Annotated in this window: 21 protein-coding genes; 12 read left to right on the top strand and 9 right to left on the bottom strand. The window is 70.6% G+C overall.

The features are described 5' to 3' along the window. A partial coding sequence (locus tag DS843_RS17665; RefSeq protein ID WP_149470171.1) for an NAD(P)/FAD-dependent oxidoreductase occupies positions 1 to 573 on the bottom strand: 573 nt, incomplete at its 3' end. Between the two features lie 146 nt (positions 574 to 719). On the opposite strand from DS843_RS17665, the gene DS843_RS17660 reads away from it, so the two are divergent. The 6 genes from DS843_RS17660 to DS843_RS17635 all read left to right on the top strand — a co-directional run bounded on the left by DS843_RS17660 (position 720) and on the right by DS843_RS17635 (position 8,505). Continuing rightward, positions 720 to 1,583 carry a uracil-DNA glycosylase gene (locus tag DS843_RS17660; RefSeq protein ID WP_149470170.1) on the top strand — a complete coding sequence of 288 codons (864 nt, stop codon included), beginning with the start codon at positions 720 to 722 and terminating at the stop codon, positions 1,581 to 1,583. A 418-nt stretch (positions 1,584 to 2,001) separates the two neighbouring features. Next, on the top strand, positions 2,002 to 3,969 hold the full coding sequence (locus tag DS843_RS17655; RefSeq protein WP_149470169.1) for a lytic transglycosylase domain-containing protein: 1,968 nt from the start codon (positions 2,002 to 2,004) through the stop codon (positions 3,967 to 3,969). After that, complete coding sequence (gene moaB / locus DS843_RS17650) at positions 3,956 to 4,492, top strand: molybdenum cofactor biosynthesis protein B (protein WP_149470168.1); 537 nt, start codon at positions 3,956 to 3,958, stop codon at positions 4,490 to 4,492. The genes DS843_RS17655 and moaB overlap by 14 nt, the downstream gene beginning before the upstream one ends. Further along, positions 4,489 to 5,502 carry a phosphotransferase family protein gene (locus DS843_RS17645; protein WP_286192160.1) on the top strand — a complete coding sequence of 338 codons (1,014 nt, stop codon included), beginning with the start codon at positions 4,489 to 4,491 and terminating at the stop codon, positions 5,500 to 5,502. The genes moaB and DS843_RS17645 overlap by 4 nt, the downstream gene beginning before the upstream one ends. 177 nt (positions 5,503 to 5,679) lie before the next feature. Then, complete coding sequence (locus DS843_RS17640; protein ID WP_286192159.1) at positions 5,680 to 7,389, top strand: tetratricopeptide repeat protein; 1,710 nt, start codon at positions 5,680 to 5,682, stop codon at positions 7,387 to 7,389. Between the two features lie 99 nt (positions 7,390 to 7,488). Next, positions 7,489 to 8,505: a 4-(cytidine 5'-diphospho)-2-C-methyl-D-erythritol kinase gene (locus DS843_RS17635; RefSeq protein ID WP_149470167.1), complete on the top strand. Its 1,017-nt coding sequence runs from the start codon at positions 7,489 to 7,491 to the stop codon at positions 8,503 to 8,505. 13 nt (positions 8,506 to 8,518) lie between these two features. Here DS843_RS17635 and DS843_RS17630 read toward each other — a convergent pair whose 3' ends face one another. From DS843_RS17630 to paoA, 4 genes are all read right to left on the bottom strand, one after another. Further along, positions 8,519 to 9,076, bottom strand: coding sequence for a glycine zipper 2TM domain-containing protein (locus tag DS843_RS17630; protein ID WP_149470166.1), 558 nt, complete (start codon positions 9,074 to 9,076; stop codon positions 8,519 to 8,521). A 241-nt stretch (positions 9,077 to 9,317) separates the two neighbouring features. Continuing rightward, a complete protein-coding gene (paoC, locus tag DS843_RS17625; RefSeq protein WP_149470165.1) occupies positions 9,318 to 11,510 on the bottom strand; it encodes an aldehyde oxidoreductase molybdenum-binding subunit PaoC in 2,193 nt (730 codons plus the stop codon). 14 nt (positions 11,511 to 11,524) lie between these two features. After that, positions 11,525 to 12,484: an FAD binding domain-containing protein gene (locus DS843_RS17620; RefSeq protein WP_149470164.1), complete on the bottom strand. Its 960-nt coding sequence runs from the start codon at positions 12,482 to 12,484 to the stop codon at positions 11,525 to 11,527. Further along, a complete protein-coding gene (gene paoA / locus DS843_RS17615) occupies positions 12,481 to 13,164 on the bottom strand; it encodes an aldehyde dehydrogenase iron-sulfur subunit PaoA (protein ID WP_149470163.1) in 684 nt (227 codons plus the stop codon). The genes DS843_RS17620 and paoA overlap by 4 nt, the downstream gene beginning before the upstream one ends. Before the next feature lie 335 nt (positions 13,165 to 13,499). Between paoA and DS843_RS17610 the strand changes: the two genes are divergently transcribed. Together DS843_RS17610 and DS843_RS17605 are read left to right on the top strand one after the other, a co-directional pair. After that, positions 13,500 to 14,624: a CaiB/BaiF CoA transferase family protein gene (locus DS843_RS17610; RefSeq protein WP_149470162.1), complete on the top strand. Its 1,125-nt coding sequence runs from the start codon at positions 13,500 to 13,502 to the stop codon at positions 14,622 to 14,624. Positions 14,625 to 14,633: 9 nt separating this feature from the next. Then, on the top strand, positions 14,634 to 15,479 hold the full coding sequence (locus tag DS843_RS17605; protein ID WP_353618363.1) for an HTD2 family dehydratase: 846 nt from the start codon (positions 14,634 to 14,636) through the stop codon (positions 15,477 to 15,479). Between the two features lie 160 nt (positions 15,480 to 15,639). Here DS843_RS17605 and DS843_RS17600 read toward each other — a convergent pair whose 3' ends face one another. After that, positions 15,640 to 16,881: an ABC transporter substrate-binding protein gene (locus tag DS843_RS17600; RefSeq protein ID WP_286192158.1), complete on the bottom strand. Its 1,242-nt coding sequence runs from the start codon at positions 16,879 to 16,881 to the stop codon at positions 15,640 to 15,642. A gap of 136 nt (positions 16,882 to 17,017) precedes the next feature. On the opposite strand from DS843_RS17600, the gene DS843_RS17595 reads away from it, so the two are divergent. Beyond that, positions 17,018 to 17,704: a phosphoenolpyruvate hydrolase family protein gene (locus DS843_RS17595; RefSeq protein ID WP_167525354.1), complete on the top strand. Its 687-nt coding sequence runs from the start codon at positions 17,018 to 17,020 to the stop codon at positions 17,702 to 17,704. On the opposite strand, the gene DS843_RS17590 is transcribed toward DS843_RS17595, so the two are convergent. Further along, the gene (locus DS843_RS17590; RefSeq protein WP_167525353.1) at positions 17,686 to 19,449 is read right to left on the bottom strand and encodes a phosphoenolpyruvate hydrolase family protein; all 1,764 of its coding nucleotides are present in this window, start codon (positions 19,447 to 19,449) and stop codon (positions 17,686 to 17,688) included. The genes DS843_RS17595 and DS843_RS17590 overlap by 19 nt on opposite strands. A 106-nt stretch (positions 19,450 to 19,555) precedes the next feature. On the opposite strand from DS843_RS17590, the gene DS843_RS17585 reads away from it, so the two are divergent. From DS843_RS17585 to DS843_RS17575, 3 genes are read left to right on the top strand one after another with little or no spacing between them, the layout of a single operon-like run. After that, entirely contained in the window at positions 19,556 to 20,806 is a 1,251-nt protein-coding gene (locus DS843_RS17585; protein WP_149470159.1) for a Tm-1-like ATP-binding domain-containing protein, read from the top strand. Positions 20,807 to 20,819: 13 nt separating this feature from the next. Continuing rightward, positions 20,820 to 21,656 (top strand): phosphoenolpyruvate hydrolase family protein, encoded by an 837-nt coding sequence (locus tag DS843_RS17580; protein WP_149470158.1) that lies wholly within the window; start codon positions 20,820 to 20,822, stop codon positions 21,654 to 21,656. A 12-nt stretch (positions 21,657 to 21,668) separates the two neighbouring features. Then, positions 21,669 to 22,109: an SRPBCC family protein gene (locus DS843_RS17575; RefSeq protein WP_149470157.1), complete on the top strand. Its 441-nt coding sequence runs from the start codon at positions 21,669 to 21,671 to the stop codon at positions 22,107 to 22,109. 45 nt (positions 22,110 to 22,154) lie between these two features. On the opposite strand, the gene DS843_RS17570 is transcribed toward DS843_RS17575, so the two are convergent. Together DS843_RS17570 and DS843_RS17565 are read right to left on the bottom strand one after the other, a co-directional pair. After that, a complete protein-coding gene (locus tag DS843_RS17570) occupies positions 22,155 to 23,369 on the bottom strand; it encodes an ABC transporter substrate-binding protein (protein ID WP_149470156.1) in 1,215 nt (404 codons plus the stop codon). Positions 23,370 to 23,434: 65 nt separating this feature from the next. Beyond that, complete coding sequence (locus DS843_RS17565) at positions 23,435 to 24,214, bottom strand: 3-hydroxybutyrate dehydrogenase (protein WP_149470155.1); 780 nt, start codon at positions 24,212 to 24,214, stop codon at positions 23,435 to 23,437. Between the last annotated feature and the right edge of the window lie 34 nt (positions 24,215 to 24,248).

Raw genomic sequence — 24,248 nt, 5'->3', positions numbered from 1 at the left:
GCCGCGGCAGCCCTCGGCAAAGATGGTCTGCCGGGCGTGCAACTCCATGCCCGGCGTGTAGTTGGCGGTCTTCTCACCGTCCTTGCCGATGCCCATGTCGCCGGTGGCCACGCCCTTGACCGCGCCGGTGTCGTCGTAGAGCACCTCCGCCGCGGCGAAGCCGGGGTAGATCTCCACCCCCAGTTCCTCGGCCTGGGCGGCCATCCAGCGGGCGAGGTTGCCCAGGCTGATGATGTAGTTGCCGTGATTGTGCATCTGCGGCGGCGTGAAGGGCGATTTCAGCGCCTTGGTCTCGGTCAGATAGAGGAAGCGGTCCTCGCGCGCCGGGGTGGTCAGCGGCGCGCCCTTGTCCTTCCAGTCGGGGATCAGCTCGTCGAGCGCGTGCGGCTCGAACACCGCGCCCGACAGCAGATGGGCGCCGACCTCCGAGCCCTTCTCGATGACGCAGACCGACAGCTCCTGCCCCGCCTCGTTCGCACGCTGCTTCAGGCGGATGGCCGCGCTCAGGCCCGACGGGCCGGCGCCGACGACGAGGACGTCGTACTCCATCACCTCGCGCGGGTCGCGATCCATAGTCCCCATGCCTCCCCGGTTGTCGGAAGCGCCGGGGCCATTTCCGCTGGGTCCGGCGGCTTTCGGAACGGCGTATGCCTTTCGCACCCGCCAAAAAGGATATCTAAGTCCATGTAAGACCACAGGAGCCGTGGTAAGGTCAAACGATGATTGACCAATGCGACATCCTCGCAGCCCTGCGCTGGCACGCCGACATCGGGTGCGACGAAGCCATCGGGGACGAGCCGCTGGATTGGGCGACGCTGGCCGCCCGGCCGGTGGTGGCGCGCGCTCCCGCCGGCGGGTCCGCGGTGCCGCCGGCTGCGGCGCGGCCCGCTCCGGCGGCGGCACCGCGGGCGTCCTTCGGGGCGCCGGGCGGCACGCCGATGTTCGGCGGCGGAGTCGCGGATCTGCCCCTGGGCGCCAGCGAGGCCGGGGCGAGCGCCCGCGCCCGCGCCAAGGAGGCCCGCACTCTGGAGGAGTTGGAGTCGGCGCTCCGCGCCTTCGACGGCTGCCCGCTGAAGGCCACCGCCATGAACACGGTCTTTGCGGACGGCAACCCCGCCGCCGACATCATGCTGATCGGCGAGGCGCCGGGCGAGGACGAGGACCGGCAGGGCAAGCCCTTCGTCGGGGTCAGCGGCAAGCTGCTGGACCGCATGCTGGCGCAGGTGGGGCTGGACCGCAGCAAGGTCTATATCAGCAACATTCTGCCCTGGCGCCCGCCCGGCAACCGGTCGCCGACCCAGGCGGAGATCGCCGCCTGCCTGCCCTTCCTGGAACGGCACGTCGAGCTGATCGGACCGAAGGTGCTGGTGCCGCTGGGCGGGACCTCCGCCAAGACCCTGCTGAACCGGGCCGAGGGCATCACCCGCCTGCGCGGACGCTGGTTCGACTACGCCTCCCCCGGCCTGCCCGGCCCGGTGCCGGTCATCCCGATGCTCCACCCGGCCTATCTGCTGCGCAACCCCATCGCCAAGCGCGAGGCGTGGCGCGACCTGCTGACCCTGCGGCAGCGCCTTCCGGGTTGAGTTCCCGTAGGGGCAAGGCGCCCCCCGCCGCAGGTCGGTCAACGCCCCCATTATCTAAAATACCCCTCTTATTGCTTCTTTTCTTGCGCGCTCATTCGAACATTCGACATCCATAGACTTTCCAAACATAACCCAAGTACTTCGAAAGATCGGTCGGGTTCACGAAGTCTCCGCTATGCCGTTGCGCCAGTGGGCAAAAAAAGATCCATGACCTTGCGCCGAATGGGTCTTCCCACTGGGCTAGAGCCATTTTCCTCCACCTCCTAAGTTGCTGAAAACCCTTGCGAACGGACCGCCTTGACCGCTGTTGGGGAATCATCTTCTTGCGATTCTCGCCAACAGCGGTTATTCGAATACCATGTTCCGGATATTGTGCAGCGCAGCAAACACCGTCTCGCTGCGGCGGAAGGCTCTGGGAATGGCGGGGGTGGCGCTGGCGCTGTGCGCGGCACCCGATCCGACGGGCGGTTACCGTCCGGCCCAGGCAGGGCTTGTGATCCACGCGCCGGATGGACGCCCCGTCGTCCCGCCGGGCTTCGAACACGCCGAGCAGTCCCTGCTCCTGGCGACGGACGCCGACGCCCGCACCGTTCAGTTGACGGAGGAGGACGCCCGCCACTACCGGCGCATCTTCGCCCTTCAGGAACGTGGGGAGTGGGAGGGCGCCGACTGGGAGATGCGCCTGCTGCGCGACCGGCGGCTGGTGGGCCATGTGCTGCGCCAGCGCTACCTCCACCCCGACCGCAAGGCGAGCTACGACGAGCTGGCGTCCTGGCTCCAGCGTTACGGCGACCTGCCGGGAGCGGAGCGCATCCACGCGCTGGCCCAGCGCCGCGCCCCCGCCGGCCAGCGCGCCCTGAAGCCGCCGCGCGGCGGCGATGGGGAGCGGTTGACCGGATCGCTGGAACGGCTGGGCGGCCTGCGTCCGGACCCGCTTCCGGAAACCGTCTCCGCGGAGGAGCAGGGCGACGAGACCACCGCCGAGTCTCCCGAGGACAAGAGCAGGATCACCGTCGCCCCGCGCAGCCGCACCGACAACCGCAGCCGCGCCGACCATGCCTCGATGGCCCGCGTGACGGAGCTTCTGCGCGCCGGAAAGCCGGGGGCGGCGCTGGCCCTGCTGAACCAGGACGAGTTCGGGCGCAACCTCGACTCGGTGCAATACGACCGCGCGCGGGCGCGGATCGCCGCCTCGCTCTATTATTCCGGGGAGGTGTCGCAGGCGCTGTCTCTGGCCTCGGCCAGCGCCGCCCGCTCCGGCCCGGCGGTGACGGAGGCGCATTGGATCGCCGGCCTCGCCGCCTGGAGGCTGAAGCAGCACGACCGCGCCGCCCGACATTTCACCGCCATGGCGGAGGCCGGCCCCCAATCGCCCTGGCTTGCCGCCGCCGCCGATTTCTGGGCCGCCCGCGCCCACGCCCGCAAAGGCCGGGACGAGCAGGCGCGCGTCCATCTGACCGCCGCGGCGCGCTACCCGCACACCTTCTATGGTCTGCTGGCGCACCGCAAGCTGGGCGGCTCCGGCGACCTGAACTGGCGCACGCCGGAGTTGACCGGGCGCCATCTGAAGGCGCTGTCCGCCCTGCCCGGCGGCACCCGCGCCATCGCCCTGATCCAGGCGGGCCAGCACGAGACGGCGGAGATGGAGCTGCGCCGCATCCACCCGCGCGGCGACGCGCTGGCGGAACAGGCGCTGGTGGCGCTGGCCGACCGCGCGGGGCTGCCGGCCCTGGCGCTCCAGGTCGGCAACGCCGTGGCCGGACCGGACGGCGCGCCCTACACCGCGGCGCTCTACCCCGTGCCGCATTGGAAGCCGCGCGACGGCTTCGCCGTGGACCGGGCGCTGGTCTTCGCGGTGATGCGGCAGGAATCGCGCTTCAACCCGACGTTGGTCAGCTCCGCCGGGGCGACCGGCCTGATGCAGATCATGCCCGCCACCGCCCAGCATGTGCAGGAGCGGAACCGGGACATCGCCGAAGCCGAGGCCGCCAAGTCGGGCCTGTTCGATCCGTCCACCAACATGGAACTCGGGCAGCGCTATCTGGCGGAGCTTCTGAACAGCCAGGACATCGGCAACAACCTGTTCCTGCTGACCGCCGCCTACAACGCCGGCCCCGGCACGCTGGCGCGCTGGCGCAAGGAGCTGTCGGACATCGACGACCCGCTGCTGTTCATCGAGAGCCTGCCCTACGCCGAGACGCGGAACTACGTGGAGAAGGTGGTCGCCAACTTCTGGATCTACCGCCTGCGGCTGGGACAGGAGACGGAATCGCTGGACGCCGTTGCGGCGGGGGGCTGGCCGGTCTATATGCCGGTGGATGTCTTCCCGGCGGCCGGACCCACCCAGGTCGCCCAACACGCCGAAACCGCCGATGCCGAAGATTGACGAATCCCGCCCCTTCCTGTCCGTCAACATCGCCGTCATGACCGTTTCCGACACGCGCACGCCCGCCGACGACCGGTCGGGCGACGCGCTGGCGGAGCGGCTGACCGGCGCTGGTCACCGGCTGGGCGCCCGCGCCATCGTGAAGGACGACGTGGCCGCCATCCGCGCCCAGGTCCAGGCCTGGATCGCCGATCCTGAGATCGACGTGGTGCTGACCACCGGCGGCACCGGCGTGACGGGCCGCGACGTGACTCCGGAAGCGGTGGAAGCCTTGTTCGACAAGCCGATCCCCGGTTTCGGGGAGCTGTTCCGCCAGCTCAGCTACGCCAAGGTCGGCACTTCGACGATCCAGAGCCGGGCGACCGGCGGAGTCGCCAACGGCACCTACATCTTCGCGCTGCCGGGTTCGCCCAGCGCCTGCCGCGACGCCTGGGACGACATCCTGGTCTTCCAGTTCGACAACCGGCACCGCCCCTGCAACCTCGTCGAACTGATGCCGCGCCTGCGCGAGCATCAGGTGTGAGCGGCACCGCCGGTTTGAGCGGCACCGCCCGTCTGCACGCGGCGCTGACCCGGCTGCCGGCCTTCGCCGCGCTGCCGGCGGACGCGCTGGAACCGATGCCGCGCCGCGGCGTGGCGCACGACCATGTGCGGCTGGCGGACCGGGGGCTGGTCGCCCGCGTCCCGCGCTGGAGCCAGTTGGGGCTGGACCCCGCCGCCAATCTGGAGCAGCAGGCCGCCGCCTTCCAGCGCGCCGCGCCCAGCGGCCATACGCCGGAACTGGCCGCCGTTCTGCCGCCGGGGCCGGAGCTTCCCATGGGCGCGCTGGTCGTGACGGAGATCGCCGGGCGCCCGCCGCGCCTGCCGGACGACATGCCGGCCATCGCGCGGGCGCTCGCCGCCCTGCACGCCCTGCCTCTTCCGCCGCCGGACGAGCGCGCCCCCCTGCCCGCCCCCGCCGATCCCGTGGCGGCGACGCTGGCCCAGGTGGAGCGGCAATCGGTGTGGTTCGAACGCGCCGGGCTGACGCCGGAGGCCATGGCTCTGCTCCGGGCGGAACTCGACGCCGCCCGCGCCTTCCGGTGCGAGGCGCCGATCCCCATCACGCTGGTCGGCAGCGACGTGCATCCCGGAAACTTCCTGATCGACGACGCCGGCAAGGCGTGGTTCACCGATCTGGAAAAGGCCCAGTACGGCCATCCGGCCATCGACCTCGCCCACGCCAGCCTCTACACCTCCACCAAGTGGGAACGGGAGGTCGCGGCGGTCCTGACGCCGGACGAGGTCGCGGCGTTCCACGCGGCCTGGGAGGCGGCGGTTCCGCCCGCGCTGGCCGATGCGGTGCGCCCGTGGCGCCGCCCCTTGCGCCGGCTGACCTGGCTGCGCACCTTGTCCTGGATGGCCCGCTGGCGGGTGGAGGGTGCCGCCCTGTCGCCGGACATGCCGGATTCGCTGGCGGCCCATATGGACGCCCACGCCGCCGACGTCCTCCGCCCCGACGTCATCGGACGGGTCGCCGCCGAGTGGCGGTGAGGGACATGTTGGGGTTCGGACCGCAGGGTGGTTAACCCGCGCATCTGGTTAATGGTAGACTAAGGGCTTCGGCTTTAGGATTTTTACGATCCAGACCCCCGTTGGCGTGCAGGTGGACGCGGCATGATGACATTTCGATTTGGGCGGCCCCGGTTTGCTCGGACAGCGCTCGGCGCCTTGCTCCTTTCCACGGCGCTCCTTTCCACGGCGGGCCTGCTGCCGGTGGGAAGCGCCCTTGCCGCGGCCCCGGCGGTGGCGGAGCGGCCATCGCTGACCTCGGCAACCGGCAGCTATCTGGCGGGGCGCTTCGCCCAGCGCCAGGACGATTGGGCCGCCGCCGCCCTGTTCATGGCGCACGCCCTGTCCGCCGACCCTGGCGACCTGACGCTTCTGCGCCGCACCTACCTGCTCAAGCTGGGCGAAGGGCAGTTCGACGCCGCCATCGACCTCGCCAAGCGGCTGCTGGAGCAGGACAACGACCCTCAGATGGCCATCGCCCTGCTGGCCTCCGACAATCTGGCCCGCGGCAAGCTGAAGGAAGCCAAGGCCATGGCCGCGCGCATGCCCAAGGAAGGCATGGCGAAGTACATCGGCCCGCTGATCGACGCCTGGCTGGCCGCCGCGGAGGGCAAGACCGACGCGGCGCTGAAGGCGCTGGAGCCGCTGTCCGCCGCCAGCGGCTTCTCGGCGCTGCACGACCTGCACGCCGGACTGCTGCTGGAGCTGGGCGGGCGCAAGGACGCCGCCGGGGAGCGTTTCGCCCGCGTGATGGACAAGGAGGCGCCGCTGCGCGTCATCCAGATCGTCGGCAGCTTCTACGAGCGCACCGGCCGCAAGGACGAGGCCCGCAAGCTGTACGAGTCCTTCCGCGCCGGCAACCCCGACAGCCTGATGGTGGAACCCGCCCTGAAGGCGCTGGCCGAGGGCAAGACCGCCGCCCCGGTGGTGTCCGACGCCCGCCAGGGCCTTGCGGAAGCCCTGTTCGACCTGGGAAGCGCCATCCATCACGAGGGGGCGGAGGAAACCGCCCTGCTGTTCGGTCGGATCGCCCTGCATCTGCGCCCCGACCTGTCCCTGGCGCGGCTGATGATCGGCGACATCATGGAGAACCGCGACCACCACGCCGACGCGCTGGTGGAGTTCCAGGCGCTGGAGAAGGACCCGGTGCTGGGCTGGACCGCACGGCTGCGCGCCGCCGAGAGCCTCGCCCGGCTGGAGCGCACGGACGAGGCCATCGCCGCCTTCTCCGCCCTGTCCGCCGAACGGCCCGAGCGGACCGACGCGCTGATCCGGCTGGGCGACCTGTACCGCGTCGCCAAGCGCTACGGCGAGGCCGCCGACACCTACAGCAAGGCGCTGGAACGCATCGGCACGCCGGGGGAGCGGCATTGGGCCGTGCTCTACGCCCGCGCCATGTCCTACGACAAGGTGGACCGCTGGCCGGACGCCGAGCGCGACCTGCGGGCGGCGCTGGCGCTGAAGCCGGACGAGGCCTTTCTTCTGAACTATCTGGGCTACAGCTACGTCGACCGCGGGCTGAACCTGGAGGAGGCCAAGGCGATGATCGAGAAGGCCGTCGCCCTGCGCCCCAAGGACGGCTACATCGTGGACAGCCTGGGCTGGGCGCTCTACCGCACCGGCGATTTCGAAGGGGCGGTGGAGAAGCTGGAGCGCGCGGTGGAGCTGAAGCCGACCGACGCCACCATCAACGACCATCTGGGCGACGCCTACTGGCGCGTCGGGCGCCGCAACGAGGCCCGATTCCAGTGGACCCGCGCGCTCCGCACCGCCGAGGAGGAGCCGCAGAAGGAGGACATCCGGGCCAAGCTGGAAAAGGGCCTGGTGGACCCCAAGGCCGCCGAGGCGGTGGTCCCGAAGGTTCAGTAAGCGGAAACGTAAGGTCTGGCGCTCGCCGCACCCTTGCCGCATAAAGCCCTTCTTCCCCCTCTCGGGAAGAAGGGCTTTTCGTTTCCGGGGACCCGAACCATGAGCGTCATCGCCGAATCCGCGCCGGCCAAGCTGAACCTCTATCTGCATGTGGTGGGCCGCCGGGACGACGGCTATCACGAGTTGGACAGCCTCGTCGCCTTCGCGGACGTGGCGGACCGGGTGACGGTGCAGCCGGGCGTGGCGCGGATCGCGCTGCGCGGGGCGGATCTGCCGCCGGTCGGGCCGCGGCTGGCCATCTCCGGCCCCTTCGGCCCGGCGCTGATGGGGGAGAATCCGGCGCAGAACCTCGTCATCCGCGCCGCTTACGCCCTGGCCGCCCGGCTGGGGCGCGAGGCCGACGCGATGATCGCGCTGGAGAAGGTGCTGCCCATCGCGTCCGGCATCGGCGGCGGCTCGGCGGACGCGGCGGCGACCCTGCGCGGTCTGGCCCGGCTGTGGGATGTCCCGGTCGCCGACCGGCGACTCTACGAGGTCGCGGCCTCGCTGGGCGCCGACGTTCCGGTCTGCGTCGCCGGGCGGAGCTGCTATTTCGGCGGCGTGGGAGAGGCGCTGGAGGAGGCGCCCGCCCTGCCGGACACCCACGCCGTCCTGGTGAACCCCGGCGTGCCGGTGCCGACCCCCGCCGTGTTCAAGGCGCGCAAGGGCGCCTTCTCCGCCCCCGCCCGCTTCACCGAAGCGCCCGCCGACGCCGTGGCGCTGGCCGCGCTGCTGAAGGAGCGGCGCAATGACCTGACCGAGCCTGCCCTGACCGTGGCCCCGGTGATCGCCGAGGTGCTGACCGCTTTGGAGGGCACGGACGGCTGCCTGCTGGCGCGGCTGTCGGGCAGCGGGGCGACCTGCTTCGGCCTCTACGCCGATGCGGAGCGGGCGGCGGAGGCGGCCCGGTCGATCCAGGCGGCGCAACCCCGCTGGTGGGCGAAGGCCGCCCGGCTGCTGCCCACCCCGGCGGACGCGCCGCCGCTGCCCCAGGGGCTGGAGGCTCCGTCCGCCGTCGTCACGGCTCCGGCGCCGCCGGTCCCCTTCCCGGACACCGGCGGCTGGGGCGTGGGCTGATCCTCCTCCGGGTTCAGCAGCCCCCGCCGCGGGTCATCGCGCCGCCCAGCATGGCGCCGCCCAGCGTGCCGGCGGCGGTCGCCGCCAGTTTGCCGTCGCCGCGCCCGAACTGCGAACCGACCAGCCCGCCGACCGCGGCCCCGCCCAGCACGCCGATCAGGTCGCCGCCCAGATCGCCGCCGAGCGGCCCGCACTCCACCACCGGCTGCGGCGGCGCGGCGTGGACCACGCGCGGGCGCTGCTGGACGATGACGGGCGGCTCCTCGATGTAGACGGGGGCCGGGGCGTAATGCACGACCGGCGGCTCCTCGTAGACCACCACGGGCGGGGGCCGGCGGACGATCACCACGCGCCCGTCGCCATAGCCGCCGTCGATGTAGCCGTGCTCGTGATGGCGGCCACGCTCGTGACGCTCGCGGTCATGATGGCGCTCCTGCTTGGCGCGCCAGCCATGGGCCGGCGCCCAGTCCGGCGGATCGGCGAGGACCGGGGACACCCCCGCGCCCGAGGCCGCCACACCGGCCAGCAGCGCGATGGCGAGGGATTTGGGGGCGAAGCGGATGTGCGTCATGATGGCTCCAGGCTGCGTCTCTCCCGGATGAACATCCGGGGCTGGAGTCTTCATCCATCCGACAACCGGATGGGGGGTGACAATTTTGAGGGTGCGCGAAAGGGGTGCCCCCGCCCAGAGTGGCGCCCCCTCCCCAACCCTCCCCCGCTTCGCGGGAGAGGGGGCCTTGGGCGAAGCGGCAGCAGTCCCCTCCACCTCGAAGAGGGGGAGGGTTAGGGAGGGGGCAACGTCGGCACCACTCTCACCCCACCGCCGGCAACCGATCCAGGAACTTGTCGAGCGTGATCGGATACTCCCGCACCCGAATCCCCGTCGCGTTGTGGACCGCGTTGGCGACCGCAGCACCCACCCCGCACAGGCCCAGTTCGCCCACCCCCTTCGCCTTCATCGGGGAGGAGATCGGGTCGGCCTCGTCCAGGAAGATCACTTCCTGGTGCGGAATGTCGGCGTGGACCGGCACCTCGTAGGCGGCAAGGTCGTGGTTGACGAAGAAGCCCTTCCGCTTGTCGATCGCCAGTTCCTCCATCAGCGCCGCCCCGACGCCCATGGTCATGGCGCCGATCACCTGGCTGCGCGCCGACTTCGGGTTCAGGATGCGGCCCGCGGCACACACCGCCAGCATCCGCCGCACGCGGATCTCGCCGGTCGCGGAGTCCACGGCGGCCTCCGCGTAATGGGCACCGAAGGTCGATTGCTGGAATTTCTTGTCGAGATCGCCGTATTCGATCCCGTCCTCGGCGGACAGGCCCTCGGTGCCCGCCGCCTCGGCCAGGGGGACCTTGCGGTTGCCGGCGATGACCTGCCTGTCCGCGAAGCGCGCGTCGGCGGAGTTGACGCCGAGCCGCTGCGCCACCGCCTCGCGCAGCTTCACGCAGGCGGCGTAGACCCCGGCGGTGGAATTGTTGGCGCCCCATTGCCCGCCCGACCCGGCGGACACCGGAAAGCTGGAATCGCCCAGCCGCACCACGACCTTGTCCAGCCCGACCCCCATCATCTCCGCCGCGGTCTGGGCGATGATGGTGTAGCTGCCGGTGCCGATGTCGGTCATGTCGGTCTCGACTGTCACGATCCCGCGCTGGTCCAGCCGCACCCGCGCCGCCGATTTGGTCAGCAGGTTGTTGCGGAAGGCCGCCGCCACCCCCATCCCGACCAGCCAGCGCCCGTCGCGCACCTGCCCCGGCTGCGGGTTGCGCTTGGCCCAGCCGAACCGCTCCGCCCCCAGGCGCAGGCATTGCACGAGCTGGCGCTGCGAGAAGGGCCGGTTGGGGTCGGCGGGGTCGGTCTGCGTGTCGTTGCGGATGCGGAACTCCACCGGGTCCATGCCCAGCTTTTCCGCCATTTCGTCCATCGCGACCTCCAGCGCCATCATGCCGGACGCCTCGCCCGGCGCGCGCATGGCGTTGCCTTCGGGCAGGTCGAGCGTGACGATGCGGTTGCCGATCAGACGGTTCGCCCCGGCGTAGAGCAGCCGCGTCTGGTCGGTCGCCGTCTCCTCCGAGCCGCCGGGCAGGTTGCCGGACCAGCTTTCATGGGCGATGGCGGTGATCGTGCCGTCCGGCGTGGCGCCGATGCGGATGCGCTGGATGGTGGCGGGCCGGTGCGTGGTGTTGTTGATCATCATGGGGCGCGGCAGGCCGACCTTGACCGGGCGCCCGGCCTCCCGCGCGCCGAGTGCCGCCAGCAGCGCATCGGCGCGCAGGAACAGCTTTCCGCCGAAGCCGCCGCCGATGAAGGGGGAGATGACGCGCACCTTGTCCTTCGGCATCTTCAGCGTCTCGGACAGGTCGGTCACCGCCCAGTCGATCATCTGGTTGGAGGTCCAGACGGTCAGCCGGTCGCCCTCCCACGCAGCGAGGGTGGCGTGCGGCTCCATCATCGCGTGGCTCTCGTCCGGCGTGATGTATGTTTCATCGAGTTTCACCGGAGCCGCCGCGAAGGCCCCCGCGAAATCGCCCACCACCGAATCGCCGTCCTTGGTCTTCTCCGCCCGGTCCTTGGCCGCCGCCAGATCGTAAGCGCCCTCCGCTGGCGTGTAGTCGATGCGGACGCGCTGGGCCGCGGCGCGGGCCTGCTCGAAGGTTTCCGCCACGACGAGCGCCACGGCCTGCTGGTAATGCTCGATCTCCGGTCCGCCGAGCAGGGTCGCGGTGTTGCGCTTGGCCTTGCCGAGAGGCCCTGCGCTCTCCGCCGTGACGATGGCGATCACGCCGGGGGCCGCCTTCGCCGCCTCCAGGTCCATGGACGCGATGCGCCCCTTGGCGATGCCGGAGCCGATCACCCAGCCATAGGCCGCGTTCGGCGCCACGTCGTGCCATTCATAGGCGTAGGTGGCGGTTCCCGTCGTCTTCAGCGGCCCGTCGATGCGGTCGGTCGGCTTGCCCACCACCGTCATCCGGTCGATCGGGTTGGTGGTTGCGGGAATGTCGAACTTCATGATGTCTCAGCCCCTTACTTTGCCTGGCCTTTCGCTTCGGCCAGCACCGAGGCGAGCGTCCGCTCGACCAGGGTCAGCTTGAATGCGTTGTCGTGCGTCGGCTTCGCATCGGCCAGCAGCCCGGCGGTCACCGCCTTGGCGCCGCGCGGCATTTCGGCCTCGGCGGCCTCGACGCGCCACGGCTTGTGCGCCACGCCGCCCAGCGCCACCCGTCCGCTGCCGTCCCGCTGCACCACCGCCGCGACGGAGACCAGCGCGAAGGCGTAGGACGCGCGGTCGCGGACCTTGCGGTAGACGTGGGTGCCACCGACCGGCTTGGGCAGCGTCACCGCGGTGATGAGTTCACCAGGCTCCAGCGCCGTCTCGATGTGCGGCGTGTCGCCGGGCAGCCGGTGGAACTCCGCCATGGGAATGCCGCGCGCGGTCCCGTCGGCCCGCACGGTCTCCACCGTGGCGTCCAGCGCGCGCATGGCGACGGCCATGTCGCTGGGGTGGGTCGCGATGCAGGCGTCGCTTCCCCCCACCACGGCGAGTTGACGGCTGTAGCCCCCGATGGCGGCGCAGCCGCTGCCGGGCTGGCGTTTGTTGCAGGGCTGATTGGTGTCGTAGAAATAAGGGCAGCGCGTGCGCTGGAGCAGGTTGCCCGCCGTCGTCGCCTTGTTGCGCAACTGGCCGGACGCCCCGGCGAGCAGTGCCCGCGACAGCACGCCGTAGTCGCGCCGCACCCGCGGGTCGGCGGCGAGTGCGGTGTTGCGGACCAGCGCGCCGATGCGCAGGCCGCCGTCCGGCGTCGGCTCCACGCTGTCGAGCTTGAGGCCGTTCACGTCGATCAGGTGGGCGGGCCTCTCGATCTCCAGCTTCATCAGGTCGAGCAGGTTGGTGCCGCCCGCGATGAATTTGGCGCCGGGCCGGCGTTCGACCGCGGCAGCAGCGGCGGCGGGGGAGTCCGCCCGCTCGTAGGTGAAGGGTCTCATGCCTCCCTCCGTGCGACGTCCGAGATCGCATCGACGATGTTGGAATAGGCGCCGCAGCGGCAGATATTGCCGCTCATCCGCTCCCGGTACTCGTCAGCCGTGGCCTGGGGCCGGGCGGTCAGGTCGGCGGTGACGTGGCTGGGCACGCCGGCCTTGATCTCGTCCAGCATCGCCACCGCCGAACAGATTTGGCCCGGCGTGCAATAGCCGCACTGATAGCCGTCATGCGCCACAAAGGCGGCCTGCATGGGGTGCAGTTTCCCCGGCAGGCCCAACCCTTCGATGGTGGTGACGCTTCCGCCCTCGTGCATCACGGCCAGCGTCAGGCAGGAGTTGATCCGCTGCCCGTCCACGATCACCGTGCAGGCGCCGCACTGGCCGTGGTCGCAGCCCTTCTTGGTGCCGGTGAGGTGCAGGTGCTCGCGCAGCGCGTCGAGAAGGGTCGTCCGTGTGTCGAGTTCCAGGTCGTGGCGCTGCCCGTTCACGGTGAAGGCGACCTTCGCAAGAACGGGTGACAGCGCGGGCGCATCGGTTCCGGTCGCGGGGGGTGGCATGGCGGTCTCTCCAACGGTGGCCGCCCGCGCCGGCGCCCGGAACGGCGCCGCCGTCAGCGCGGCGGTGGCGGCGGTCCCAAGCAGGAGGCCGCGCCGCGTCATGTCGAGGTCGCCGGAATATCGCATCGGTGAAATCCTCTTCCCTTCCTGGCTGTCGTCCTGGCCCGCGGGACCGGGCGCAGACGTGCGGACGGCTCATCCGCTTGTGCGGATGGGGAAAAGCTAGACCGTGCCGGACCGGCGATAACCCGCCGGACGCCGATAAGGCTTATGAGCCGGATGAATGGAACGGTGCCGCCGCACGGACCGTTCAACAGGGTTTGACCGGCGCCCTGCCGGAAGCCGTCATGCGACCTATGCCCCCAACGGTGTTGGATGGAGCGGCGCCGATTGTTTAGCATCCCAACCAAGGGCGATGGCCGCTGCGGCGCATCCGGCCCGTGTTGTGGAGGCTGCCCAGGATGAGTGCCCCTTTGTCCGGATTGCTGGTCGTCTCGCTGGAGCAGGCGGTGGCGGCGCCGCTGTGCACGTCCCGCCTTGCCGACGCCGGGGCGCGGGTGATCAAGATCGAACGCCCGGAAGGCGACTTCGCCCGCGGTTACGACTCCGTGGTCCATGGGCAAAGCTCCTATTTCGTCTGGCTCAACCGCGGCAAGGAGTCCGTCGTCCTCGACATCAAGCGGACCGAGGACGCCGACCTGCTGAGCCGGCTGGTCGCCCGCGCCGACGTGTTCGTGCAGAATTTGGCGCCGGGTGCTGCGGAGCGTGCCGGGTTCGGTTCGGAATCCCTGCGGCGGCGCCATCCCCGGCTGATCATCTGCGACATCTCCGGCTATGGCGACGACGGCCCCTACCGCGACATGAAGGCCTACGACCTGCTGGTCCAGAGCGAGACCGGGCTGGCCTCCATCACCGGGTCGCCGGACCAGCCGGGGCGCGTCGGCGTGTCGGTGGCCGACATCGCCTGCGGCATGAACGCCTACACCGGGGTGCTCCAGGCGCTGCTGGAGCGGGAACGCACTGGGGCGGGATCGGGGGTGTCCGTGTCCCTGTTCGATTCGCTGGCGGAATGGATGATGGTGCCGCTGATGCACCACGAGCATGGCGGACGGGCGCCGGGACGGGTCGGGCTGATGCATCCCAGCATCGCCCCCTACTCCGCCTTCGCCCTGGCCGATGGCCGGCAGGTGGTGCTGTCGATCCAGAACGAGCGCGAGTGGGCGGCCTTCTGCGCCGACGTGCTCCTGCGGCCCGAGCTGGCGACGGACGAGCGGTTCTCGACCAACAACCGGCGCGTCGCCAACCGCCCGGAGCTGGATGCGCTGATCGCCGCCATCTTCCGGACCATGGACCACGCCGAAGCCGTCCGCCGCCTGAACCGGGCGCGCACGGCCTTCGGTTCGCTGAACGAGGTGGCGGACCTGTCCACCCACGCGCAATTGCGCCGCGTCGCCGCCGGAACGCCGGGCGGGCCGGTGGAGGTGGTGGCGCCGCCGGTGCAGGTGCGGGGCCGCCCCTTCGTTTCCGGCGACGTGCCGGCGCTGGGCCAGCACACCGACACCGTCCGGCGGGAATTCTTCCAATAAGGGGGCATCATGGGCATGGACCATCTGCGCGACTGGATCGGCACATCGGAAAGCGCCGAGGACATCGCCGCCCCCGCGGCGCTGGCGGGTCTGGCCGCGACCCTCGACCACGACGCGCCGCTCTGGCCGGCGGGCGAGGTGCCGCCGCTGGGGCATTGGCTGTATTTCCTGCCGCGGGCGCCGCAACGCGACATCGCCGCGGACGGCCATCCGCGCAAGGGGGGCTTCCTGCCGCCGGTGGACCTGCCCCGCCGCATGTGGGCCGGGGGCAGCCTGACCTTTCATCGGCCCATCCGCAGCGGCGAGGCGATCACCCGCCGCTCCACCATCGACGATGTCGCGCCGAAGGAAGGCCGGTCGGGCCGGATGGTGTTCGTGAAGGTCCGGCACGAGATCGCCACCGCCGCCGGCCTCGCCGTCACCGAGTTCCACGACATCGTCTACCGGGAGGCCGCCAAGCCCGGCGAGGCCCCCGCTCCGGGCGAGCGCCCGCCCGGAGAGCCGGCGTGGCGGAGGCGCATCGTGCCCGATCCGGTGCTGCTGTTCCGCTTCTCCGCCCTGACCTTCAACGGCCACCGCATCCATTACGACCGCGACTATTGCCGCGACGTGGAGGGCTATCCGGGGCTGGTGTTCCACGGGCCGCTCAGCGCCACGATGCTGGTGGACCTGTTCCTGCGCGAGAATCCGGGGGCGCGGGTGACCGGCTTCCGCTTCCGGGCGAAACGGCCCCTGTTCGACATCCACCCGCTGACCCTGTGCGGCGCGCCGGGCGGCACCGGCGCCCGGCTGTGGGTGACCGATCACGAGGGCTTCGTCGCCATGTCCGCCGAGTTGGACGCCGAGCGGGCGTGACGGCGGCGCCGGGAAGACATAAGTCCTGGAGCCGGGCCCCCACCCAACCTCCCCCGCCTTCGGCGAGGGAGGGGCTTTTCTCAATTCCCTCTCACGACCGGAAACGCGGAGTGACGGTGATCGAGGAGGGATGGCAAGCTCCGGGCGCCCCCGGCGCGGTTCATTTCTTGACGAGCGGGCAATCGCTCTGCGACAGCGGACGGAACGCCTCCTCGGCGGGGATCGTGGCGCGTAGGTTGTAGTAGTCCCAGGGATACTTGGACTCGGAGGGCTTCTTCACCTGCATCAGGTACATCTCGCGCATGAGGCGCCCGTCCTCGCGCACCCAGCCGTCCTTCACGAAGGCGTCGTTGATCTTCATGCTCTTCAGCTTCTCCATGACCGGCCCGGCCTCGTCGGTGCCGGCGGCCTCGATGGCCTTCAGATAGGCGAGCGTGGAGGAGTAGACACCAGCCTGCCCCATGTTCGGCATGATGTTCACCCGCTCGTGGAAGCGCCGGGCGAAGGCCCGGGTCTCGTCGTCGCGGTCCCAGTAGAAGGCGGTGGTCAGATACATGCCCTGCGTCGCTTCCAGGCCGAGGGCGTGAATGTCCGTGTCGAATAGGAGAAGCCCCGCGAGCTGCTGCCCGCCCTGGGTCAGGCCGAATTCGGAGGCGGCCTTGATGGCGTTGCGCGCGTCCATGCCGGTGGTGGCGAGGCCGACGATCTTTGCTCCGGACGCCTGCGCCTGCGTCACGTAGGACGCGAAATCCAGGTTGTTCAGCGGGAAGCGCACCGCGCCCAGGACCTTGCCGCCGTTCTCCTGCACGATCTTCGCGGTGTTTTCCTCCAGCCCGTGGCCGAAGGCGAAATCGACGGTGAGGAAATACCAGGTATCGCCGCCCTGCTTGATCGTCTGCGCCCCGGTGCCCTTGGCCAGCGCATAGGCGTCGTAGGCGTAGTGGATGGTGTTGGGCGTGCATTTGTCGCCGGTCAGGCGGGTGACGGACGGGCCGTTGAAGATGGCGATGCGGTTCTTGTCGCGGACGAGGTCCGCCACAGCGAGCGCGAGGCCGGAATTCGCCACGTCCTGGATCAGGTCCACGTTCTGCGCGTCGATCCACTCGCGCACGACGGCCGAGCCGACATCCACCTTGTTCTGGTGATCGGCGGACAGCACCTCCACGGGTTTGCCCAGCACCTTGCCGCCGAAATCCTCCACCGCCATCTGCGCGGCGGCGACGGAGCCGCGGCCGCTCTGGTCGGAGAAGACGCCGGACAGGTCGGTGATGACTCCGATCCGCACCGTGTCGTTCGAGATCCTCGGTGCTGGCTGCCCGCCCTGCTGGGCCGCCGCCGGCAGCGCGCCAGCCAGCAGCAACGCGGTCCCGGCCAACAGCGCGGTGCTCATCGGACGCTTCATCGTTTCCTCCCTGGATTGCGCCGTCCCGGCGTGCCTGCGCCGAAACCCGTTGCCACACCGTCCCTCCCCGTGATCGACTCCACAACGGCGTCCGATCCGGGTCATGGGTAAAATGGGGAAAAACGATCCGTTTGCCGTGCAAATCGTTCCGATCCTCCTCCACTCGGCGGAGTTGCCAGAAACCGCAGGGGAGCGGCTGTTCTGCCCGGCCTTCGCCGGGCATCCGCCGGACCGTGCCGAGTATCTCGCCCTGCTTCCCGTGCAGGACAGCAATGGGCGCCTGCTCGCCGCCCTCGCCGAACTTGCGGAGGGCGTGCCAGAGGGCGTGCCAGAGGGCGTGTGTGTCGGCGTGCTGGCGGTGGACCCCTTCCGCCCGGCGGGTCCGTTCCTGGAATCCTTGCGCCGCGCCGGTGTGAGGGCGGTCGCCAACTTCCCGACCACCGCGCTGTTCGACGGGGAGACCGGCGAAACGCTGCGCGGCGTCGGGCTGGGCGCGGAGCGGGAAGCCTCGTTCCTGGCGCAGGCCGCCCAGGCGGGGTTCGCCGTCACCGGGTTCGCCGCTGACGCCGCGACGGGCCGGCGGCTGCGGGCGGCGGGCGCCTCGCGCCTCGTGGTGCATCCGGGTGCTGCGACCGGCGATCCGTCGCGCGACGCCGAGGCGGCGGCGAACGCCTCCATGACCGCCGCCACGCTGCGGCGGGAAGGCGGCGGCCCGGTCCTCGTCTACCGGCCCGCGGGGTTCGAGGAGCATCACGGCATCCTGGCGCGCGAGGCCGACGGGCTGGTGCTGCTGCCCAGTAAGGATCACTCCAGCAGCCCGTAGAGCCGCATCTTGTTGTAGAGCGTCTTGCGCGACAGGCCGAGGTAGCGGGCGGTTTCCCCTCGGCGGAAGCGGTGCCGCCGCAGGCCGTCCAGAATCCAGTCCCGTTCCGATTGCGTCGGCGAGCGGTCGCCGGGGGCGTCCGGACGTGGGCGGCCCGGTCTCCGACCGTCCAAAGACGGCAAAGCCTCCGCCTCGATCACGTCGCCGCCGCCGTGCAGCGCCTGTTCCACCACGGTGCGCAGTTCGCGGAGGTTGCCCGGCCAGTCGTGGGCGATGAGCAGCCGGAACGCCCGCGGCGAGAGGCGCACCGGCCCCGCCGCGAAATGCTCCACCAGCAGCGGAATGTCGTCCAGCCGCTCGCTCAGCGGCGGCAATACGATGCCCCGCCGGTCGAGCCGGCGCGCCAGTTCGGGGACGAGCGCCCCGCTGCGGGAAGCGTCCTCCAGGCCCGCCGTCGCGATCAGGATGATCCGGGCGCTGGAGCGCAGGCTTTCCTGACCGCCCCGGCGGCGGAAGCCGCCGCGCTCCAGGAAGGCCGCGAGTTCCGCCTGGGTGTCGGGCGGCAGGCGCTCCGCGTTCTCGATCACCAGCGTCGTCCCGTTCGCCGCCTCGATCCAACCGAGGCGGCGGCGCCCGCCGTCCGCCGGCTCGGCCCCGAACAGCCACCCGCCGTCCAGATGCCGCGCGTCGACCACCATCGGCGGGCGCTGGCGCTGGGGACCGCGCCCGTGCAGCAGATGCGCCACCAGCGACCGCCCGCTGCCGTCCGGCCCGGCGACCCACACCGGCCCGCCGTCCGCTCCCAGATGCTCCAGCCGCGCCCGCGCCTCCACCAGGGCGTCGGTGCGGCCCAGAAGGCCCATCCCACGCCCGCTCTGGTCGAGCCGTCGTTCCAGGCTGTCGATTCGCCGTTGCAGCGTGGAGACCAGCTTGAAGGCGGCGGTCATCTCCTCCATCGAGCTTTCGGAGGGCAGGCGGTCGATGGTCGAACCGCCGATGTAGCCGTCGGCCCGCGCCTCGCGGCAGGCCTCGTGCATGTCCTGCGGGGTGGTGATCGGCCCGCCCTCGATCACGCACAGTGCGCCGGGATGGACGGTGCGTATGGCCTTGATGAGGCCCCGCGCGCGGTTGCCGACCTGAAGCACCGTTTCGCCGCTGGGCACGCCCACGGCACCCCCGGCGTTCCACCCGATGTTGAAGCAGTACAGGTCCACCCCCGTCCGGGTGAGTGCCAGCGCCTCCTCCCGGCGGCGGAAATAGCCGATGGTGGCGAGGCCTGCGGCCCGCGCCGCCTCCAGCATGCGGACCTCGCGCGCGAAGCCCAGGCCGGTGCGCTCCAGCGCCTCGCGGAAGCGCCCGTCCACATGCGCCACGGTGGGGAAGTTCACCACCCCGGCGAAGCCCCACGCGCGCAGCCGCTCCATGAAGGGCGCCAGGTCCTCCTCCGCGATGCCCCAGGCGCTGGCGCCGAAGAAGACCGGGACGCGCGTCGCGTGGACGATCTCCGAGCAGGCGAAGTCGGCGACGAAGGCGTTGCTGTCCCGGAGCGCCAGCATGGTGGCGATGGACGACGCCCCCATGGTGCGGAAGCGCCCCGCGGCGAGCGCCAGAAGGATGTCGGCGCCGCCGCGCGCCGCCGCGCGGGCCGCAAGGCCGGTGCCGATGGCGGCCCCCACCAGCAGCGTGTGGCGGCCCGAGCAGGCGCGCCGCAGATCGTCGAGCAGGCGGTTCCGATCATGGGTCATGCCAACCATTATACCCAAGATTACCCGCTCCGCCGCAACGCTCCGGTTGTTGCGCCCCTCCGCCGGGATAAGCTTTCCGGAAAAGACGGGAAAGGGAGGCCCGGCCATGGCGGATGCGGCGCGGCGCGCGGCGACGGTCTACGTCGTCGGCTGTCACGACACCAAGGGTATGGAACTGGATTACGTGCGGGGGCTGATCGCGGCGGAGGGATTGAGCGTGTTGACCGTGGATGTGGGAACCCGCTCCCCGGAGGTTCCCGCCGACATTCCGGCGCGCGAGGTCGCGGCCTTCCACCCCGACGGGGCCGACGCGGTGCTGGGCACCGACGACCGGGGACTCGCGGTGTCGCGCATGGCGGAGGCGTTCCGGCGCTTCGTCCGGCAGCGCTCCGCCGTCGAGCACTCCGACGTCTCGGGGATGATCGGGCTGGGCGGGTCCGGGGGCACGGCCATCATCGCGCCGGGCATGCGGGAACTGCCGGTGGGAACACCCAAACTGCTGGTGTCCACCGTCGCGTCGGGCAACGTGGCGTCCTATGTGGGCGAGACCGATCTTTGCATGATGCCCTCGGTTACCGACGTGGCGGGCCTCAACCGGATTTCGCGCCGCGTGCTGGGTAACGCCGCCCATGCGATGGCCGGCATGGTGGCGCGCGCGATCCCCGCGACGGATGCCAAGCCGGCGCTCGGCCTCACCATGTTCGGCGTGACGACCCCTTGCGTCACGCAGGTGACGCGCGCGCTCGACCCCGCCTACGACTGCCTGGTCTTCCACGCCACCGGCACCGGCGGGCGGGCGATGGAGAAGCTCGTCGCCTCGGGCCTGCTCGCGGGTGTTCTGGACGTGACGACCACCGAGGTCTGCGACCTGCTGATGGGCGGCATCTTCAGCGCCGGGGAAGAGCGGCTGGACGCCGTCGCGCGGGCCGGCGTCCCCTATGTCGGGTCCTGCGGCGCGCTGGACATGGTGAATTTCGGCCCCCGCGACAGCGTGCCCGACCGCTACCGCGACCGGCTGTTCTACCTGCACAACCCACAAGTCACGCTGATGCGCACCACGGCGGACGAGAACCGGGCCATGGGCGCCTGGATCGGCCGCAAGCTGAACGCCTTCACCGGACCCGTCCGCTTCCTCATCCCCGAGGGGGGCGTGTCGGCGCTCGACGCGCCGGGCCAGCCGTTCCACGATCCCGAGGCCGACGCCGCCCTGTTCGACGCGCTGGAGCGCACCGTCGAGCAGACGGACGCGCGCCGGCTGGTCCGCCTTCCCCACCACATCAACGACCCCGCCTTCGCCGCCGCGCTCGTCCGGGCCATCCGGGACATCGCCGCGACCGGCCATGGCGCGACCCCATAAGGAGCCTTTGCCGATGCCCCGCATTCCCCGTCAGCAGATCCTCGACCGGTTCCGCGGCATGATCGCCCGCGACGAACCCATCGTCGGCGGCGGTGCCGGCACCGGCCTGTCCGCCAAATGCGAGGAGGCGGGCGGGATCGACCTGATCGTCATCTACAACTCCGGGCGCTACCGCATGGCCGGGCGCGGCTCCCTGGCCGGGCTGCTGGCCTACGGCAACGCCAACGAGATCGTCGTGGACATGGCGCGCGAGGTGCTGCCGGTGGTCCGGCACACCCCCGTGCTGGCCGGAGTCAACGGCACCGACCCCTTCATGATCCGCGATCAGTTCCTGCGGCGGCTGGCCGATCTGGGTTTCTCGGGCGTGCAGAACTTTCCCACCGTGGGGCTGATCGACGGCACCTTCCGCGCCAACCTGGAGGAGACGGGGATGAGCTACGGGCTGGAGGTGGACATGATCCGCGCCGCGCGCGGGCAGGACCTGCTGACCACGCCCTACGTCTTCTCCGAAGGGGAGGCGGAGGCGATGGCCCGCGCCGGGGCCGACATCATCGTCTGCCACCTGGGCCTGACCACCGGCGGCAGCATCGGGGCGGAGACGGCGTTGTCGCTGAAGGACTGCGTGCCGAAGATCGACGCCTGGGCGGAGGCGGCGCTTCGGGTGCGCAAGGACGTGATCGTGCTGTGCCACGGCGGCCCGATCGCGACGCCGGAGGATGCGTCCTTCATCCTGGGCGAATGCGCGGTCTGCCACGGCTTCTACGGCGCCTCCAGCATGGAGCGCCTGCCCACCGAGACCGCGCTGACCGAGCAGACGCGCCGCTTCAAGGCCATCACCAAGCAACGCTGAGGGGAGGAAAGCATGCCACGGGTCTACGTCAGCGCCGTCATCGACGCGCCCATCGGACAGGTCTGGGACAAGGCGCGGGACTTCAACGGCCACCACGCCTGGCATCCCATCATCGCGGACAGCCACATCGAGGACGGGCTGCGCAGCGACACGGTCGGGTGCGTCCGCAATTTCGGGCTCACGCCCGGCGGGCGGCTGCGCGAACAGCTCGTGTCCTTCAGCGACCGCGAGCACTTCTACACCTACACGATCCTCGAATCCCCCCTGCCGCTCACGGACTATGTCGCGACGTTCCGCCTGCACGAGGTGACGGAAGGGAACCGGACCTTCGGCGAATGGTGGGCCGACTTCGACTGCCGGCCAGAGGACCTGCCCACGTTGCGCGAGCAGGTGGGCCGGAACACCTTCGCCGCCGGGTTCCGGGCGCTGGCGGAGCTGTGCCGCGCCGGATGAAGCGGACGTGGAGGGGGCACCGGACGGCGCGCCCCTCCCTGGCCATCACTTCACGAGGGGACAGCCGCTGTCCTTCGGATCGATGTAGGCCTGCTCGCCCGGAATGGTCTTGAGGATCTTGAAGTAATCCCAGGCCCCCTTCGACTCGCCGGGGGTCTTGATCTGCGCCAGATACATGTCGTTGAAGATCCGCCCGTTGTCGGCGATCCTGGCGTTCTTCATCATCATGTCGGTGATGGGCATGCCGCGCATCTTGGCGGCCACCGTGTCGGCGTCGTCGGTGCCGGCCTCCTGCACGGCCTTCAGGTAATGCTTGACCGCCGAATAGACGCCCGCCTGGTTCATCGACGGCTTGCGCCCGGTGCGCTCCTCGAACGTCTTCGACCAGGCGCGGGTTTCGTCGTTCATGTCCCAGTAGAAGGAGTTCGCCAGCATCAGCCCCTGCGCGGTGTCGAGGCCCAGCGCGTGGATGTCGTTGACGTTCAGCAGCAGCCCCGCCAGCGTCTGCCCGCCCTGGGGGATGCCGAACTCGGCGGCCTGCTTGACCGCGTTGATGGTGTCGCCCCCGGCGTTGGCGAAGGCGACGACCTCCGCGCCCGAAGCCTGGGCCTGCAGCAGGAAGGACGAGAAGTCGGAGGTCGCCAGCGGATGGCGCACGCCGCCCTTGATGGTGCCGCCGAGCTGCTTGACGGTCTTCGCGGCCTCGGACTCCAGCGAATGGCCGAAGGCGTAATCGGCGGTGACGAAGAACCAGCTCTTCCGGCCCTGCTCGACCAGCGCGCGCGCGGTGGAGGACGCCACGGCGTGGTTGTCCCAGGTCCACAGGAAGCCGTAGGGGCTGCAATCCTTGCCCGTCAGGTCGGTGGAGCCGGGTCCGGACATCAGGAAGATGCGCTTCTTGTCCCGCGTGATGCCCTGCACGGCCAGCGCCGCGGCGGAGTTGGGCACGTCGGCGACGACGTCCACCTTCTCCACGTCGATCCACTGGCGCGCGAGGTTGGCCGCGATGTCCGCCTTGTTCTGGTGGTCGCCGACGATGATCTCGATCTTCGTGCCGTTGATGGCGTTGCCGAACTCCTCGGCGGCCAGCCGCGCGGCCACCGCCGAACCCTCGCCGTTGATGTCGGCGTAGATGCCGGAGCGGTCCGACAGCATGCCGATCTTGATGACGTTGTCCGACATCTGGGCCTGGGCCGTGCCGGACACCAGGGCGGCGCAGGCGGCGCCGGCGAGAAGGCCCGACAGAAGGATGCTGCGCATGGTTTCACTCCCTATGGTGATTGTTCTTGATGGTTGGGGCGGTCGTCCGACCCCCGAAAGCGGACTCAATGGGTCGTGTAGCCGCCGTCCACGGGGATGGCGGCGCCGGTGATCGACGCGGCGGCGTCGGAGCACAGGAAGGCGATGGCCGCCGCGACCTCCTCCGGCGGAACCAGCCGGCCCGTGGGCATCCGGTCGAGGAACACCGTCTGGAGCACCCGCTCCTCCGGCAGGCCGGTGACCTGCGCCTGCTGGGCGATCTGCTTCTCGATGATGGGGGTCAGCACGGTGCCGGGGCACACCGCGTTGCAGGTGATGCCGTGCCCGGCGACCTCGATCGCCACGGACTTGGTCAGGCCGATGACGCCGTGCTTCGCCGCGACATAGGCCGGCTTGTGCGGGGCGCCGACCATGCCGAGGACCGACGCCGTGTTGACGATGCGCCCCCAGCGGCGTTCCCGCATCGCCGGAAGGGCCGCCTTGATGGTGTGGAAGGCGGCGCTGAGATTGACCGCGAGCAGCAGGTCCCATTTGTCGTCGGGAAATTCGTGCATCGCCGCCACATGCTGCACCCCGGCGTTGTTCACCAGGATGTCGATGGGACCCAGCGCCGCCGCCGCGTCCGCCATCATGGCCCGCGCCTCGTCCGGGCGGCTGAGGTCGGCCCCCGAATAGACGACCCTCGTGCCGCTCTGCGCCGCGATTTCGGCGCACAACCGGTCGATCTCCGCACGGTCGCCGAAACCGTTGAGCATCACATGGCAGCCGCGGCCGGCGAGTTCGCGGGCGGTCGCCAGTCCGATGCCGGTGGTGGAACCGGTGATGACGGCGTTTCTGTTTCGCATCTCTGTCCCTCTGTGGGCGTTGGGGGGCGTTGGA

This window comes from Roseomonas genomospecies 6, from assembly GCF_008365375.1.
Taxonomy (GTDB): Bacteria; Pseudomonadota; Alphaproteobacteria; order Azospirillales; family Azospirillaceae; genus Azospirillum.
Note: the sequence above shows the minus strand (reverse complement) of the source record. Positions and strands in the feature narration are given on the sequence as shown.

Coding starts and splice junctions, on each gene's coding strand:
- DS843_RS17610 (WP_149470162.1), top strand. CDS start 13,500: ATGAGTGCCCCTTTGTCCGGATTGCTGGTCGTCTCGCTGGAGCAGGCG.
- DS843_RS17635 (WP_149470167.1), top strand. CDS start 7,489: ATGAGCGTCATCGCCGAATCCGCGCCGGCCAAGCTGAACCTCTATCTG.
- DS843_RS17575 (WP_149470157.1), top strand. CDS start 21,669: ATGCCACGGGTCTACGTCAGCGCCGTCATCGACGCGCCCATCGGACAG.
- moaB (WP_149470168.1), top strand. CDS start 3,956: ATGCCGAAGATTGACGAATCCCGCCCCTTCCTGTCCGTCAACATCGCC.
- DS843_RS17590 (WP_167525353.1), bottom strand. CDS start 19,449: ATGACCCATGATCGGAACCGCCTGCTCGACGATCTGCGGCGCGCCTGC.
- DS843_RS17660 (WP_149470170.1), top strand. CDS start 720: ATGATTGACCAATGCGACATCCTCGCAGCCCTGCGCTGGCACGCCGAC.
- DS843_RS17570 (WP_149470156.1), bottom strand. CDS start 23,369: ATGCGCAGCATCCTTCTGTCGGGCCTTCTCGCCGGCGCCGCCTGCGCC.
- DS843_RS17655 (WP_149470169.1), top strand. CDS start 2,002: ATGGCGGGGGTGGCGCTGGCGCTGTGCGCGGCACCCGATCCGACGGGC.
- DS843_RS17585 (WP_149470159.1), top strand. CDS start 19,556: ATGGCGGATGCGGCGCGGCGCGCGGCGACGGTCTACGTCGTCGGCTGT.
- DS843_RS17620 (WP_149470164.1), bottom strand. CDS start 12,484: ATGAGACCCTTCACCTACGAGCGGGCGGACTCCCCCGCCGCCGCTGCT.
- DS843_RS17565 (WP_149470155.1), bottom strand. CDS start 24,214: ATGCGAAACAGAAACGCCGTCATCACCGGTTCCACCACCGGCATCGGA.
- paoA (WP_149470163.1), bottom strand. CDS start 13,164: ATGCGATATTCCGGCGACCTCGACATGACGCGGCGCGGCCTCCTGCTT.
- DS843_RS17605 (WP_353618363.1), top strand. CDS start 14,634: ATGGGCATGGACCATCTGCGCGACTGGATCGGCACATCGGAAAGCGCC.
- paoC (WP_149470165.1), bottom strand. CDS start 11,510: ATGAAGTTCGACATTCCCGCAACCACCAACCCGATCGACCGGATGACG.
- DS843_RS17600 (WP_286192158.1), bottom strand. CDS start 16,881: ATGAAGCGTCCGATGAGCACCGCGCTGTTGGCCGGGACCGCGTTGCTG.
- DS843_RS17580 (WP_149470158.1), top strand. CDS start 20,820: ATGCCCCGCATTCCCCGTCAGCAGATCCTCGACCGGTTCCGCGGCATG.
- DS843_RS17630 (WP_149470166.1), bottom strand. CDS start 9,076: ATGACGCACATCCGCTTCGCCCCCAAATCCCTCGCCATCGCGCTGCTG.